This window comes from Neisseria sicca VK64 (genome assembly GCF_000260655.1).
In the GTDB taxonomy this organism is placed as follows: domain Bacteria; phylum Pseudomonadota; class Gammaproteobacteria; order Burkholderiales; family Neisseriaceae; genus Neisseria; species Neisseria sicca_B.
Map to the genome: position 1 here is coordinate 1 of NZ_AJMT01000207.1, position 13,754 is coordinate 13,754.

Annotated in this window: 11 protein-coding genes and 1 tRNA gene; 6 read left to right on the plus strand and 6 right to left on the minus strand. The window is 51.7% G+C overall.

Annotated features, from left to right (window positions below; all coding sequences use genetic code 11):
• Positions 1 to 186, plus strand: a 186-nt coding sequence (locus HMPREF1051_RS12330; protein ID WP_196794306.1) for a transposase, incomplete at its 5' end; no start/stop codon positions are given.
• Positions 187 to 241: 55 nt separating this feature from the next.
• On the opposite strand, the gene HMPREF1051_RS12335 is transcribed toward HMPREF1051_RS12330, so the two are convergent.
• The 4 genes from HMPREF1051_RS12335 to HMPREF1051_RS12350 form a co-directional block, all read right to left on the minus strand.
• A complete protein-coding gene (locus tag HMPREF1051_RS12335) occupies positions 242 to 1,501 on the minus strand; it encodes an RsmB/NOP family class I SAM-dependent RNA methyltransferase (protein ID WP_003769229.1) in 1,260 nt (419 codons plus the stop codon).
• Between the two features lie 70 nt (positions 1,502 to 1,571).
• Positions 1,572 to 2,423 carry a DUF1853 family protein gene (locus tag HMPREF1051_RS12340; RefSeq protein WP_003769225.1) on the minus strand — a complete coding sequence of 284 codons (852 nt, stop codon included), beginning with the start codon at positions 2,421 to 2,423 and terminating at the stop codon, positions 1,572 to 1,574.
• Positions 2,424 to 2,706: 283 nt separating this feature from the next.
• Positions 2,707 to 3,087, minus strand: coding sequence for a putative zinc-binding protein (locus HMPREF1051_RS12345; protein WP_003757884.1), 381 nt, complete (start codon positions 3,085 to 3,087; stop codon positions 2,707 to 2,709).
• A 209-nt stretch (positions 3,088 to 3,296) separates the two neighbouring features.
• Positions 3,297 to 6,614, minus strand: a complete 3,318-nt coding sequence (locus HMPREF1051_RS12350; RefSeq protein WP_003769227.1) for a DUF2339 domain-containing protein — start codon at positions 6,612 to 6,614, stop codon at positions 3,297 to 3,299.
• Between the two features lie 714 nt (positions 6,615 to 7,328).
• On the opposite strand from HMPREF1051_RS12350, the gene HMPREF1051_RS12355 reads away from it, so the two are divergent.
• Both HMPREF1051_RS12355 and HMPREF1051_RS12360 read left to right on the plus strand, forming a co-directional pair.
• Positions 7,329 to 8,783: an efflux transporter outer membrane subunit gene (locus tag HMPREF1051_RS12355; protein ID WP_003769223.1), complete on the plus strand. Its 1,455-nt coding sequence runs from the start codon at positions 7,329 to 7,331 to the stop codon at positions 8,781 to 8,783.
• Between the two features lie 266 nt (positions 8,784 to 9,049).
• Positions 9,050 to 9,730, plus strand: a complete 681-nt coding sequence (locus tag HMPREF1051_RS12360; protein WP_036493318.1) for a hypothetical protein — start codon at positions 9,050 to 9,052, stop codon at positions 9,728 to 9,730.
• 208 nt (positions 9,731 to 9,938) lie between these two features.
• Here HMPREF1051_RS12360 and HMPREF1051_RS12365 read toward each other — a convergent pair.
• Together HMPREF1051_RS12365 and HMPREF1051_RS12370 are read right to left on the minus strand one after the other, a co-directional pair.
• Positions 9,939 to 10,014 (minus strand) — tRNA-Asn (locus HMPREF1051_RS12365).
• Positions 10,015 to 10,189: 175 nt separating this feature from the next.
• Positions 10,190 to 10,678: a hypothetical protein gene (locus tag HMPREF1051_RS12370; protein ID WP_036493320.1), complete on the minus strand. Its 489-nt coding sequence runs from the start codon at positions 10,676 to 10,678 to the stop codon at positions 10,190 to 10,192.
• Between the two features lie 371 nt (positions 10,679 to 11,049).
• Here HMPREF1051_RS12370 and dapF point away from each other — a divergent pair, with 371 nt between their 5' ends.
• The 3 genes from dapF to cysK all read left to right on the plus strand — a co-directional run bounded on the left by dapF (position 11,050) and on the right by cysK (position 13,553).
• Entirely contained in the window at positions 11,050 to 11,901 is an 852-nt protein-coding gene (gene dapF / locus HMPREF1051_RS12380; RefSeq protein ID WP_003769236.1) for a diaminopimelate epimerase, read from the plus strand.
• Positions 11,898 to 12,506 (plus strand): hypothetical protein, encoded by a 609-nt coding sequence (locus HMPREF1051_RS12385; protein WP_003769226.1) that lies wholly within the window; start codon positions 11,898 to 11,900, stop codon positions 12,504 to 12,506. The genes dapF and HMPREF1051_RS12385 overlap by 4 nt, the downstream gene beginning before the upstream one ends.
• A 114-nt stretch (positions 12,507 to 12,620) precedes the next feature.
• Positions 12,621 to 13,553 (plus strand): cysteine synthase A, encoded by a 933-nt coding sequence (cysK, locus tag HMPREF1051_RS12390; RefSeq protein ID WP_003769224.1) that lies wholly within the window; start codon positions 12,621 to 12,623, stop codon positions 13,551 to 13,553.
• The last annotated feature ends 201 nt before the right edge of the window (positions 13,554 to 13,754 follow it).

Genomic DNA, 13,754 nt, shown 5'->3' on the forward strand with positions numbered 1-13,754 from the left:
CGTATGGGTGTCTTACGGAAAATGGCGGAAAAATGGGGACATAAGGTATTGCCTCTTGCACCTTATTCACCTGAGCTCAACCCGATTGAGAAGGTGTGGGCGAATATTAAGCGGTATCTGCGAACCGTATTGTCTGATTACGCCCGATTTGACGATGCGCTACTGTCCTATTTTAATTTTAATTGACTATAGTATCAGGTTTTCAGACGACCTTTCGTGTGTTTACGCCTTGTTTGAACATTTATTCCTTGCGTTGCAAAACGGCGGCGAAGAATCCGTCGGTTTGGTGTTTCGCCGAATCGAGGCGCAGGTATTTGCCAGTGTCCAAATCGATTTTCAAACCGGCGAGCAGCTCGGCGCAGTCGAGGAGTTCGTATTCCGGGTGTTCTTTCAAAAAGCGTTCGACCTGCATTTCGTTTTCTTCGGGCAATACGCTGCAAGTGGCGTAAACCAGCCTGCCTTGCGGTTTGACCAGTTTGGCGGCGGCATCGAGGATGCTGTGTTGCTGTTCCAAAAGTTTGGCGACGGTTTCGGGCGACTGGCGGTATTTGAGGTCGGGATTGCGGCGCAGCGTGCCTAAGCCGGAACAGGGTGCATCGACCAAGACGCGGTCGGCTTTGCCGGTCAGGCGGGCGATGCGGCTGTCGTGTTCGTTGCTGATGCGTTCGGGGTGGATGTTGGTCAGTCCGGCGCGGGTCATGCGGGGCTTGAGGTTGGCAAGGCGTTTTTCGGCGATGTCGAAGGCGTAGATTCTGCCTTTGTTTGCCATTTGCGCGCCGACGGCGAGGGTTTTGCCGCCTGCGCCGGCGCAGAAATCGACGATGATTTCGCCGCGTTTGGCACCGACAAGCAGGGCGAGGAGCTGGCTGCCTTCGTCTTGGACTTCAAGCGTACCGTCTAAAAACAATTCGTGTTTGTTGAGGGCGATTTTGTTTTTCAGACGGATGCCCCAAGGGGAATAGGACGTGGCTTCTGCATCGGGGCTTTCGGCTTGAAGCAGGGGCAGCACTTTGTCGCGTCTGCCTTTGAGCGTGTTGACGCGGATGTCGAGCGGCGCGGCTTGGTTGATGCTGCGGCCGAAGGCGAGGATTTCTCCGTCGCTAAAATGTTTTTGCAGTTGCTCCACCAGCCATTGCGGCAATTCGGCGGCGGTATGGAGGTCGTCTGAAAATTCGGTTTTGCGCGCTTTGAGGCTGCTGAGGAACTCGGTTTCTTCTTCGTCGAGCAGGTCTTTGATTTGGCTGATGTTGGTGCTTCTGCCGAGAACGAGCGCGGCAAGCGCGGCTTTGCGCGGCTGGGCATGCGGGCGGCTCAGGACGGCGCTGATTTTTTGATAATGGCGCAGGGCGGCGAAGGCGGTTTCGGCGATTTCGTGGCGGTCTTGCCTGCCGAGCTTTTTGTGTTCGCGGAAGTAGGCGGACAAAACGGCATCGGCAGGCTGTTTGAAAGTCAGCATTTCAGCCAGAACTTTGGCGGTATGGTCGAGTTGGATCGGGGTCATGGTGGGTTCGCAATCGGGGGAAAGGCTTGGATTATACTGGAAAGGTCGTCTGAAAACGTTGAATCGGGTTTCAGACGACCTTCATGATGCGTTCGATTTCATGCCAAAAGCCGTCGGGGCGCAATTCGAGTTTGGCGATTAAGCCGCTTTCAATTTGGCGGACGTCTCGGTCGGACAGGGTTTGCGTCTCGGTGACACGGGCGGGGGCAAGGTATGCCATGCGGTCGATGAGGTGGTAGCGTGCGCCCTCGATGGTCGGATATGCCGACCAGTCTCGGATAAAGACGCCGCGCCAGCAGTATGGGTTCAGCGGGGCTTCGGCGGAATCTGCGCCGACGGGGAAAAAGCCGATGCCGCGTATGATTGAGGCGGGTTGCGGCGCGTCGGGGAGGCGGTTTTGCCGCAGGGTTTCGCTGCCTTCGGGGGATTGAAGCAGGGCGAGTTGGCGGGGCAGTTTGGCGGCTTTGGCGGCGAGGGTGTCTTTGGAATTGAGTCCGCACAGGTCTGCGGATTTGCCGCTGCCGCTGCCGTAATATTTGCAGGTCAGTTCGATATGATAGGGTTTGCCGTTGATGGAGGCGATGAAATCGGCGGCGCCTTGCGTGAGGTCGTCTGAAAACACGGGCAGGTTATAGGCGTGCAATTCGGTATGCGGCGCGTGGGCGAACCAAAATGCGAGCAGGCGTTCGGCGTAGATGCCGAGTCGGTTGCCGAAGGGGGCGTGTTCGGCGAGATAGTCGTCTAAGGGGGAGGGATTGCCGTCCAAATCCAAAAGATAGCGGAAGCCGTGTTCGCCCAATAGTGTGCGGACGCTCAATTCGCAGCCGCTTTGCCAAAGCGGCGGGGCGGTCAGCAGGGTGGCGAGGGCGCGGACGGACGGGGTGGTGAGTTTCCACCATAGGGCATCTAGGGCGTAGTTCATGGGGCGGTGCGGATGTCGGGAAGGTGATGGATTTTATAATATTGAGCATGAAGTTGAAACCTGTAAGCCGCTGTACCGTCTAGGCAGCAATTGTTTTTTCCCTTCAAGATATTGAACAAGTTGGCAATCGGGCGGTAACGTTCTCCCTATTAAAAAAGGTCGTCTGAAAACGCTTTAGCGAGACTTGCTATCGGTTTTCAGACGACCTTTGTTTTGAAACGGTTGTCATCCGTTCGGGTTTGTGTCGAAGGTTTTGCAGACGGATTGCTTGGGGGAAAGGTGGCTAGTTGCTCAACACATCGTGTTTTTTAGTTAAGACATATTGATAGACTTCTTCTACCGCCGCTTCGTCATAGCTTTTGCCAAAACGCTTTTTGTAGCCCAAGTCATAGAGTTTGACGTGGTGTTCTTCTGAAATCTCGACGCCTACGTTTTCCAAACATGACTTGGCGCAATGCAGATGGCAGCCGTCGATGACCAGCATCGGCCTGCCGGACTGCGCTTTGCGTACCAAAGGTGCAACTTTGCCTCCTACGCCGGAAATGCACGACATTTCAAATTCGCCGGCGTGATCGAGTGCTACGGCGGTATTGTTGGCAAGTTGCGCTACGTCAGAACATCCGGAACAGGAATAAATCAACGGAAGTTCGCTGCGGTTGGGCATTTTTCATCTCCTCTTTAGACTGTTTCATTTTGTATGTGTATTTTAATCCATCAATAATCGGTAAAGCACGCTTAGATTGAAGCAGGCCTGACAAAAGTGGTCGGATTTTCTGCCATGTCGGGTTGGATTCGGGATGCCTGAAGGTCGTCTGAAAATATTCTAGCAAAACTTGCTGTCGGTTTTCAGACGACCTTTTCTTTGGGACTGGGCTATGCTTTGTCCTCTTCGTTTTCCATCGCTTTGGGCGGAACGGGCGCGAACCAGCCGACCAAGAGCAGCAGCACGCCGACGATGATGAAGGAGGCGATGCGGGCGATGCCGCCGCTGTTGGAAAGCTCGATGAGGAAGAGCTTGACGACGACGATGGCCATCAGCGCCGCGCCGGTCATCCAGAAGGGGCGCAGTTTGCGGCGGTTGCCGTACACCATCAGGATGATGGCGGTAACCGCCCACACGACGGAGAGGCTGGCTTGCAGGCCGAAGGATTGGAGCATGATGTCGAGGCTCCAAGTGATGCCGTCGTAGAAGTGCCACAGCCGCATCACGCCCGCGCTGATGACCATGAATGCGAGGGCGGCGACGCCGGGCGCGTTCACGCGGCGGTATTCTGCAGGCAGGGCTTCGGGCAGGGACTTCAGGGCAAACCACAGCATTCCGGCGCAGGCGAGCTCCAGCGGGTTAAGCAGCGGGATATACGGCAAGGGCGCGGGTTGGAACGGGGTGGAGAAGTTCGTCCATATCATCCAACTTGCGGCGGCAAGGGCGGCTATCGGCAGGGCGAAATGCTGATAGGCGGCTTGATGTCGTCTGAAAAAGCCGCGCTGCCGCTGCGTATGGAGGACGACCCACATGATCAGCGGTACGGCAAGCCACGAGAGCTGCGACCAAACGCCGTCGAGACGATCGCCGACATACATTCCTGCCCAAAGCGACCAAAGGATGCCGATCAGGATGATGTTGAGTTTGTGCAAGCCGATAGGCGCATTGGTTTGGCGGTTATTCAGGATGACGAAGTTCAACACGGTGGCGGCGGCAAGCGGCAGGGCTGCGGCGGCTGTCCATAGGTGTTCGAGGTGATAGCCGATGAAGTGCAGGGCAAACAGGGGCAGGAATGCCAAGGTCGTCTGAAAAAGCTCTTTCCAGTTCAAACGGTTGGCAAGCAACAGCAAGGCGGTGAATATCGGCAATGCCCAAAGCTCGATGAACAGGGTTTCTTCGCCCGTCCATTGGGTATAGGTGGCGAAGCCGCCCAACATCAGGGCGATAGCGAGGACAGCCCAGCCTGCAATTCGTGAGAATGGGAGGGGTTGGTCTTGTGTGTTTTGGCTTTCAGAGACTTCGGTTTGGACACGCAAATATTGCAGCATGTAGGCGGCAGCAAACAGCAGTGGCGCGGCGGCAAAGAGGTGCCAGTGTGTCAGGAAGCCGTTGGATTCATTATTAATCGAGGCTTGGAAGAGCAGGATAAAGATTGCATTGCCCAAGGCGAATGTGCTGAACACGTCCGACTTGCCTTTGCCTCGGCAGAACGCCCAAGCCGCCACCAAAGCAGAGAAAACGATGATGCTGCCGCGTTCCGCGAAAAACAGTAAAGGCAGGATGGATGTGTAGAGCAGGGCGGCGCAGAGGGTTGCGTTTTGAAGCGTGTGTTCCCAGTGTGCCGAGCCTTTACGGCGGTAGAGATGCCATTGCAGGTAAATTGCCGCGCCGCCGAACAGGGTCAGCAGGGTGGTAAACCATTGACCTTGCAGGATGGTGGATCCTCCCTCCTGATAACCGCTCAGTTGGGTCAGCGCCGCCAGCAGATACACGACGAGCGCACCCAAACGCATATGCGGACGCTGTTGGCGCAGTCCGAAGAAATACACGAGCGCGGATTCTACCGTCCATAGAATGACGGTGTTGCCGCGTTCAAAGTGAAGCGGAACGGCGAGTGTGAGGAAAAGCAGCGACAGGGCGAAAAATGCCTGACGCAGGATGTACAAACCCTGTTGCCGTTTCAGCATCAGCGCGGCAAGTCCGTAAACGGCGGCGAAGCCCAGCGCGGAGAATGCGTCCGCAGACGGCCAGTGTTCCACCATGCGGTATTGCAGTACGAACGCCGCCGCCATCGTGCCGAACAATAAAGTATGGTCGAGGACGTGGACGCGCAGGCCGTGGGAGCAGATGCTGTTCCAAATTTCTTCCAGCGTCGCATTGTCGGCAACGGGTGCGAGCGTGTCTTCGCGGCTTTCCGTCAGCTTGCGGCGGGCGAACAGATAGGCGATGAAGGTGTAGAGCAGCCAGTGGTAAATCAGGAAAGGCTCGGTGGTGGCGAAATGCTGCGGCGTATAGCTTTGCATGCCCCACAACGCGGCGATGGAGAAGGTTCCGGCGAAACCCGTCAGGTTCAGCGGCCGCCATGCCTTAAACCAAGCAATCGCCGCTACGCCGGCATTGAGCAGGGAAAGGTAGGAGAACAGCACCAAATAATTGCCGCTGCCGTCCGATACCAGGATGGGCGCCGCCAGACCGCCGACCAAGGCGACCTGCGCCATAATCTGCGCGTTTTGCCTGATCGCCAGCAACGCCATCAATACGACCATCGCCACCATCAGCACGAACACGATCGGCGCGGGCAGCAGCGGATGCAGTTTCAATGCCGCCAAAGCGGTCAGATACATCACCGCCACGCCGAAGCCTTGCAACACCAAGCCGTATTCGCGTTTGCGGCTTTGCAGCTTCCAGCCGCCGATAACCGCCGCCAGACCCGCGCCTGCCACGGTCAGGTAACGCATTTCTACCGGCACATAAATCCGTTCGGAGGCATAGCGCAAGAGGAACGCCAAGCCGAGGAACAGCACCACGATACCGGTTTTCAGCAGCGGATTGCCGCGCAGGAACCAAGCAACAATGGGATTTTCGGAGAATTTGAAATCGAAACCTTCCTCTTTATGGATAACGGTTTCACGAGATTCGGTGTCGATGTTTTCTGATGTATTTTCAGACGACATCGGCACTTCGTTTTCAGACGACGTTTGCAGGACAGGCGCGTCTTGTTTGTGTTCGTCTTCTTGAATAGCGGAAACTTGGGCAGGTGTTTCTACGCTGTCTGCGTACAGAGCAGGTTCGGGCTGCACGGAAGGTTCGGCGGAAACAGGGGTAGAAAAAGAGGGGGAGGCAACCGGCTCAATGTGCGGCTCGACAGGCGCATTGTCCGCAGTTGCGACAGGTTCAACCTTCTCATGAAGCGGCGCAGGGGGCGTCTGAATATCGTCGGCATGTTCGGACAAAACAGCGCGCAGTTTCCTAGCCTGCCCGACTTCTGCTTTATCATGAACGGTTTCTTGTTCCAAAGCCGTCAAACGCAGCTTCAGCAACTCGATTTCTTTTTCCAGATTTTGCAGTTTCGCATCATGTTCTTCCTGACGCGGTTTGCCGAGTTCCCGCGCAAACAACCATAAAATAGAGCCGAAAATGACGCCGACGGTCATTTCGTCAAGAAAATAGCCAATGAGGATGGGGATGAGTAGGCAGAAATACTGCATAAAACACCTGTCCGATAACGGTAAAAATATGCCAATTGTAGCATCCTTGTCATGAGAAGGATGTATAGAAGGCGTAACGGTAGGAAAAGCTGTTGTGCGGTAAGCAACATTGTATTTGCAGAATTAATTTACGGCACAAGGTCGTCTGAAAAGCGAAATTGGATTTCAGACGACCTAGTCGATGGGTTTCGTCCTGCTGTTTATCATGAATATAGGCTTTATATCGTGAAACCGGGCGCAAGTCCTGTGAACTTGCCATGCTTGATACGGACTATTTATTATAGGCGTTAGCTTCGATAGGGTACGGTTTGTCTAGCCACCAATTCTCAAGGTTTTTTTGATACCCATATTTTTCGAAAGAAAATCTAATGCCTCATTAACCCAACCATGCTTTGGGTTTCCCGCCAATTTTGTCTCCTCTCTTCGTGGGAGAGGAGATTGAGGATGCTGAAACCCAACCATTTTTAGGGATTCGACCAATTTGTTCCCTCTCCTTATTAGGGTTTCAACCAATTTGTCCCCTCTCCCCGTGGGAGAGGGTTAGGGAGAGGGCAGTAAGCCGCAGGCTTACATTCAGGTTTCTAGGTTTCGCAAAAAAATCTTCTGAAAGGTCGTCTGAAAGGTTGCCCCGTCAAGAGGCTGCGCACGCTGAAAACGAGCGAAGCAAATTTCGCCAACACGGCACGCTAAAACCTTTTCAAAAAGGAAAATACAATGAAATTCAATCAAATCCATTTATTGTGTATTGCCGCAGCCTTGGCGCTTGCCGCCTGTAAAAACACAGAAGTTCCGTTAAACAGTCAGGTTCAATTACCCCAGGCGTTTACGCAGGATGCGGAGGCGAAGGGCAATGCGGACATCGGGGCGTGGTGGCAGCAGTGGAATGATCCTGTATTAAGCGGATTAATCGCGCAGGGTTTGGCGCAGGGGCATGATGTGAAAATCGCCGTCAGCCGTCTGAACGAAGCCCGTGCCGTGGCGGGGGCGGCGCGTGCCGATTTGGGGCCGACCGTCGGACTGAGCGGCAAGGTGGGGGCGAATTACAGCAAAATGGATAACCCGCTCGACAGCAATGCCAAGGCGTTGCTCTCGCGTTATCCGCAGGCCTCGTCTTTAAACGGCGATACTATCGAGTCCACAGGCACCAGTATGTACGGCGGACTGACCGCTTCGTGGGAGCCGGATATTTTTGGCAAGAAACGCAGCGATGCCGATGCCGCCCGTTATGCCGCACTCGGGCAGCAAGAGCTGGCGTATGGCGCGCAAATGCTGGTGGCGGGCGATATTGCCGACAATTATTTCAAAGCGCGTGCGGCGCAAGGCCGTCTGAAAACCGCCGACCAAACCGTTACCACTTTTCGGCGGATGGTGCGCTACATCGAAGGTCGGTTTAAGGCGGGACATGTCAGCGGCTATGAAGTGAACGAGGCGAAAGTGCAACTGACCGCAGCGGAAGCCAAACGCGCCACGATAGCGGCGGAATACGCCGCTTATGTGCGCAGTATCGCCGTGTTGACCGGCAATGTGCCACAGACGTTTACGCTGCCCGAATCGTCTGCCGATGTGTTAGCGCGCCAACCCTCCGCGCCGGGCGGGCAGACGCCGCAAGGTTTGCTGGAACGTCGCCCCGACCTGCGCGCGCAGGCGGCGCAAGTCAATGCCTACGCCGCCAAATTCGCCAGTGCCAAAGCCGATTTGCTGCCGCGTTTCACCATCAGCTTTATGGGGCAGGGCGGGCGCATCGGTGTGGACGGTGACCGTTCGCTGACCGGCTGGGCAAGTTTGTTGTCGGTGGGCATACAGACGCCGCTGTTCACCAACGGCCGCATCAAGGCTAATATCAAAGCCGCCGACGCGCGCCTTCAGACGGCATTGCTGGAATACGACAAACGGCTTCTGAACGCGCTGGGCGAAGTCGACAGCGCATATCAAGGCGTGGAATCGTTAAGCCTCCAAACCGAACTGCTGCAAACCGCCCATAATCAGGCGGCACGCCACGCGGCCGATACGGAAAAAATGTTTCGCAACGGCTACAAAACGCTGGATGTCGCCCTCAAAGCCCATATCGCCGAAGGCCAAATGCAGGAAAACCTGATTGCGGCGCGGCTGGCAAGGGCGCAGATGCTGGTGTCGCTGTATAAGGCATTGGGCGGCGGCTGGTCGAAATAAAAAAGCAAAAAGGTCGTCTGAAAACTTTCAGACGACCTGGGTTTATTAGAAGAATGGAAAATTCCTGATATCGGTATAAATAAGGTTGCCAATTAAAAAGGTTAGTGGGTATAAGACTAAATTTATGTGTGAGGAAGTGGTGATGAATCGATGCGGACCGTATTTAGTTAGTGATATAAGGGAGTTTTAGAAATGAATGAGAAAAGCAGGCTGTCAGCCCCATTTTTGCCAAACCAATATCTGGGAAGATTGGGTTAGGATTTTCAATGATGAAATTTTATTATTTGACTATCAGTCATCACATTCCATGTGGGGTTGGGTTTTACAATAATTATCTATTGCCGGAGGAGTTGCTCCCCTCCTTCCAACTGAACGATTTTAAAGCGGAATATGGTTCTCTTTCTTGGTATGCGGGGATAAATCGAAAACGTAAAAAAATTATACTTCCTGACAACCTTGTTTTAATCTCTAATTTAAGGGAATATGACTATCCGGTACGTAGCTTATCTGAATACACTTATATTATTACCCAAGAATTTATGCGCTGTTTAGAGGGAATGAAGACGAATATTTTACAAATAAAACCTGTAAAATATATGAATGGGAAAACAAAAAATATCATATCAAATCGTTTTTATCATGCGATGACAACAGATAAGTTAAAAATAGAAGATGTTGTAAATCTGAAAGAATGCGAATATGAGCAGGTTTATGGAGTTGATGAATTACTCAAGATGAGCATTTTGGATAATTGTGATTACGATTTATTTGATATTAAACATGAGACTAAATGTTCTTTGATTGTTTCGGAAAAATTTCGACAAAAGGCTAATGATTTGAAGTTGGAGTATCTGGAATTTCTACCTGTTGAGTTGACTAAGTTAATTACAACCAAAGAATGGATGGCTACGGAGATAAATTCTTTGCCTAGATATACCCCTGTTTAATAAATTTTATATGTATTGTTTGATACACACAAAAGGCTGTAAAAAGGTCGTCTGAAAACAAATTTTGGGGTTTCAGACGACCTTTTGTGCAATTAATAGCGATTGTAGAAAACAACTTGATCGACGGGAAAATGAATTGGAACTGAAGAAGCCAAAGTAGGATTGGTAAACAAAAAAGCCTGAACATTATATTCAGGCTTTTGAAATTTGGCTCCCCGACCTGGGCTCGAACCAGGGACCTGCGGATTAACAGTCCGTCGCTCTACCGACTGAGCTATCGGGGAATGGGGTGCATTATAGCGTCTGAAAAAAAAGTGTCAATATTATTTTTCAGATGGATCGTAGTAATATTACAAATAATTGAATGTTAAAAGTATTTATTTTGTGAATAGTTGTGTTTGAAACCAATAGGGCGCAAATGGCAACAGGCGTGGTTGGCCTGTTGGGATGCTATTTTGTCTAATATTTGGCGTTGACAAGTTTGCCGTTGCGGAACTCTTGGTGTTGCATTACTGCGCCGTTATAGGCGTATGTGGTGAGTGAACCATCGCTTGGAGTAGCGCGGAATTGCATCAGTTGGCTGCGGCTTAAGGTATAGGGGTCTGTCCGCTTCCGGCTGTTGTCGCTGTAAAAATCTTGTACGGTATATTGATCGCCTCGTTTGTTTTTCAGTTGACGGTAGTAGCCGCCCTTGACGGCGCTGTTGCTGGGATTGCCGTGTGTATCGAAATAAGTCACGATTTGTTCGTCAATAATATTGATGCCGCCTGTATTGTTTGGGGCGGTTTTATTTTTGTCTAAGGTAATCGGGATGTTGACGGAAGTGCCGAGTCCGACATGGTGTCCGATACCGGTTCCTATGCCTAAACCGATGGACATGCCAGGCGTGCCGGCGGTGCAGGCGCAGAGTGTGGAAGAGAGAAGGATGAGGGGAATTGAGGGTTTCATGGCATTTCCTCGCTATGGGTATGAACCTGATTGCAGACGGTAACGGAAAGGCGTGGTTTTGCCTCGGATGGGCAATGATGTTATGAAAATAAAGCCGAATGTGGCGACTTTCTTATTGAATTATATCGTTTTTATTCGGTTGAGGACGTTAGCTTTGATTAAGGTGGGAGAAAGAAGCATTAAGACTGTATGGATAATAAGGATATCGGCGTATGGCGGTATGAAGTCGGGAAAATCTGCGATATAGCATATATATAGTGTAGAATGCTGTTCAGACGACCCTTCAGACGGATTTTTCTGCAAAGTAAAAAGGTTAAGAATATTTGGATATTCGCTCCCTATTTAATCGATAACGAATTCTGGAAAAAACAATGAAAACCTTGAAATTTACCAAAATGCACGGTTTGGGCAATGATTTTATGGTGGTAAACGGTATCGGGCAGGATTTTGATCCGCTGACTGCGCCGCTTGCCGAATGGTCCGACCGTTTTAGAGGGGTGGGCTTCGATCAGTTGCTGTTGGTGGAAAAGCCTTCTTCCGATGCGGTGGATTTCCGTTATCGTATATTCAATGCGGACGGCAGAGAGGTGGAGCAGTGCGGCAACGGTGCGCGCTGTTTTGCCCGATTTGTGGCGGATAAAGGTTTGACCGATAAAAAGGAAATTTTGGTGGAAACGGCTAAGGGTGTGATTATTCCCAAGCTGTTGGATAATGGTTTGGTGACCGTGAATATGGGCAAACCGCGCTTTACGTCGTCTGAAATTCCGTTTGTACCAGTTCCTGACGAAGCGGATGATGCTTTGACGCATATGGTGATGGTCGGTCTGGAGACGGTTCAGGTCAGTTGTGTGAATATGGGTAATCCTCATGCTGTGATTGTGGTCGAGGATGTTCAGACTGCGCCCGTAGCCCATTGGGGTGAAGCGATTGAGTCACACGAACAGTTTCCGGAACGTGTCAACGTCGGCTTTATGCAGATTGTCGATAGGGAATCTATCCGCCTGCGCGTATTTGAACGCGGCGTGGGTGAAACGCAGGCTTGCGGTACGGGGGCTTGTGCGGCTGTGGTTGCGGGCGTCCGTTTGGGGCTGTTGGCGGAAGGCGTGCCTGTGAAGGTTTCGCTGCCGGGCGGGGATTTGTTTATTACTTGGTCGCATGGTGAGGACGTTTTGATGACCGGGCCTGTTCAAACGGTTTTTGAAGGCGAGTTGCAGTATTCATGATTTGGACGAATTTGGATTTTCTCGCCGTTGTTGCTTATGGACTGGTGTTTTTTGGATTGATTTTCCGCGCTGAAATGTTCCAGTGGTTTTGGGCTTCAGTTGTTTTGTGGCTGGGCGTGTCGATTTTGGGATCGCAGCTTTTGCCGGGAATGTGGGGGATTACCCATGTCGGTCCGTTGTTTGTCCCGCATTTTTATCTGACTTTTGCCAGTGTGTTTTTCTTTGCTTTTCATTGGAAAAAGCAGGCGGATACTGATTTTTGGCAGGCGGATTTGCAGCATCCGTTTTTGAGCGTGTTTGCCGTCAGCAATGTATTGATGACTTTAGCTTTTGTGTCGATTGCTGCGATATTGTATTTTCTGATGCCGGGCCGTTCTTTGGCTTTTACGTTTCCGGCTTTGTTGAAACTGTACGCGCTCAAGCCTGTTTATTGGTTTGTTTTGCAGTTTGTCATGATGGCGGTTTTTTATCTGCACCGTAGAAGTATTGCCAAGCAGTCGCCGGCGGTGTTCAGTAAAGCGCAACTCAGACTGGGCTGGCTGATGGCTTTGGTCATGCAGACTTTAGTCACGGGGGCGATAGTCGGAGAAATCGGACTTCATTAGGACGCATCAAGCCAAACAACCAAAAGTTATAAATAAAGAAACATTCGATATTGGTTTTTCAGACGACCTGTCTTTAATATACAGGTCATATCACATCAAAATCTGGAGTAGAAAATGAAGATTGCAAACAGCATCACCGAGCTGATCGGCAACACCCCGTTGGTCAAATTAAACCGTCTGACTGAAGGTTTGAAAGCCGAAGTCGCCGTCAAACTGGAATTTTTCAATCCCGGCAGCAGCGTGAAAGACCGCATCGCCGAAGCGATGGTTGAAGCCGCCGAAAAAGCGGGCAAAATCGGTAAGGATACTGTAATTGTGGAAGCGACCAGCGGCAATACGGGTATCGGTTTGGCAATGGTGTGCGCGGCGCGCGGCTACAAGCTGGCAATCACGATGCCTGAAAGCATGAGTAAAGAACGCAAAATGCTGCTTCGTGCGTTCGGTGCGGAATTGATTTTGACACCTGCGTCCGAAGGTATGGCAGGGGCGATTGCAAAAGCACAAGCCTTGGTGGACGAACACCCCGATACTTATTTCATGCCGCGCCAATTCGATAACGAGGCGAACCCGCAAATCCACCGCGAAACGACCGCCGAAGAAATTTGGCGCGATACTGACGGTAAAGTCGATATTTTTGTGGCGGGTGTCGGTACGGGCGGTACGGTTACCGGCGTGGGCGAAGTGCTGAAAAAATACAAACCCGAAGTCAAAGTCGTTGCCGTCGAGCCTGAAGCTTCTCCGGTGTTGAGCGGTGGCGAAAAAGGTCCGCACCCGATTCAAGGTATTGGCGCCGGCTTTATCCCTACCGTGTTGAATACCAAGGTATATGACAGCGTTTCCCAAGTTCCGAACGAAGCGGCATTTGAAACCGCCCGCGCGATGGCGGAAAAAGAAGGTATTTTGGTCGGCATTTCTTCCGGTGCGGCAGTATGGAGCGCGCTGCAGCTTGCCAAACAGCCTGAAAATGAAGGCAAACTGATTGTCGTGCTGCTGCCTTCTTATGGCGAACGCTATCTTTCTACGCCTCTGTTTGCCGATTTGGCATAATAGGGTTGGGAGAAAATAAGTGATGAAAAAGACCGCTTCGGCGGTCTTTTTTGCGGTCTTGCGGCATGATGTGGCGCAAAAATGGATTTATAGTGGATTAACTTTAAATCAGGACAAGGCGACGAAGCCGCAGACAGTACAGATAGTACGGCAAGGCGAGGCAACGCCGTACTGGTTTAAAGTTAATCCACTATAAACACA

What these genes read in the sequence shown, in the direction of transcription:
- HMPREF1051_RS12335 (WP_003769229.1), bottom strand. Translation starts at nt 1,501, where the DNA reads ATGACCCCGATCCAACTCGACCATACCGCCAAAGTTCTGGCTGAAATG.
- HMPREF1051_RS12340 (WP_003769225.1), bottom strand. Translation starts at nt 2,423, where the DNA reads ATGAACTACGCCCTAGATGCCCTATGGTGGAAACTCACCACCCCGTCC.
- HMPREF1051_RS12345 (WP_003757884.1), bottom strand. Translation starts at nt 3,087, where the DNA reads ATGCCCAACCGCAGCGAACTTCCGTTGATTTATTCCTGTTCCGGATGT.
- HMPREF1051_RS12350 (WP_003769227.1), bottom strand. Translation starts at nt 6,614, where the DNA reads ATGCAGTATTTCTGCCTACTCATCCCCATCCTCATTGGCTATTTTCTT.
- HMPREF1051_RS12355 (WP_003769223.1), top strand. Translation starts at nt 7,329, where the DNA reads ATGAAATTCAATCAAATCCATTTATTGTGTATTGCCGCAGCCTTGGCG.
- HMPREF1051_RS12360 (WP_036493318.1), top strand. Translation starts at nt 9,050, where the DNA reads ATGATGAAATTTTATTATTTGACTATCAGTCATCACATTCCATGTGGG.
- HMPREF1051_RS12370 (WP_036493320.1), bottom strand. Translation starts at nt 10,678, where the DNA reads ATGAAACCCTCAATTCCCCTCATCCTTCTCTCTTCCACACTCTGCGCC.
- dapF (WP_003769236.1), top strand. Translation starts at nt 11,050, where the DNA reads ATGAAAACCTTGAAATTTACCAAAATGCACGGTTTGGGCAATGATTTT.
- HMPREF1051_RS12385 (WP_003769226.1), top strand. Translation starts at nt 11,898, where the DNA reads ATGATTTGGACGAATTTGGATTTTCTCGCCGTTGTTGCTTATGGACTG.
- cysK (WP_003769224.1), top strand. Translation starts at nt 12,621, where the DNA reads ATGAAGATTGCAAACAGCATCACCGAGCTGATCGGCAACACCCCGTTG.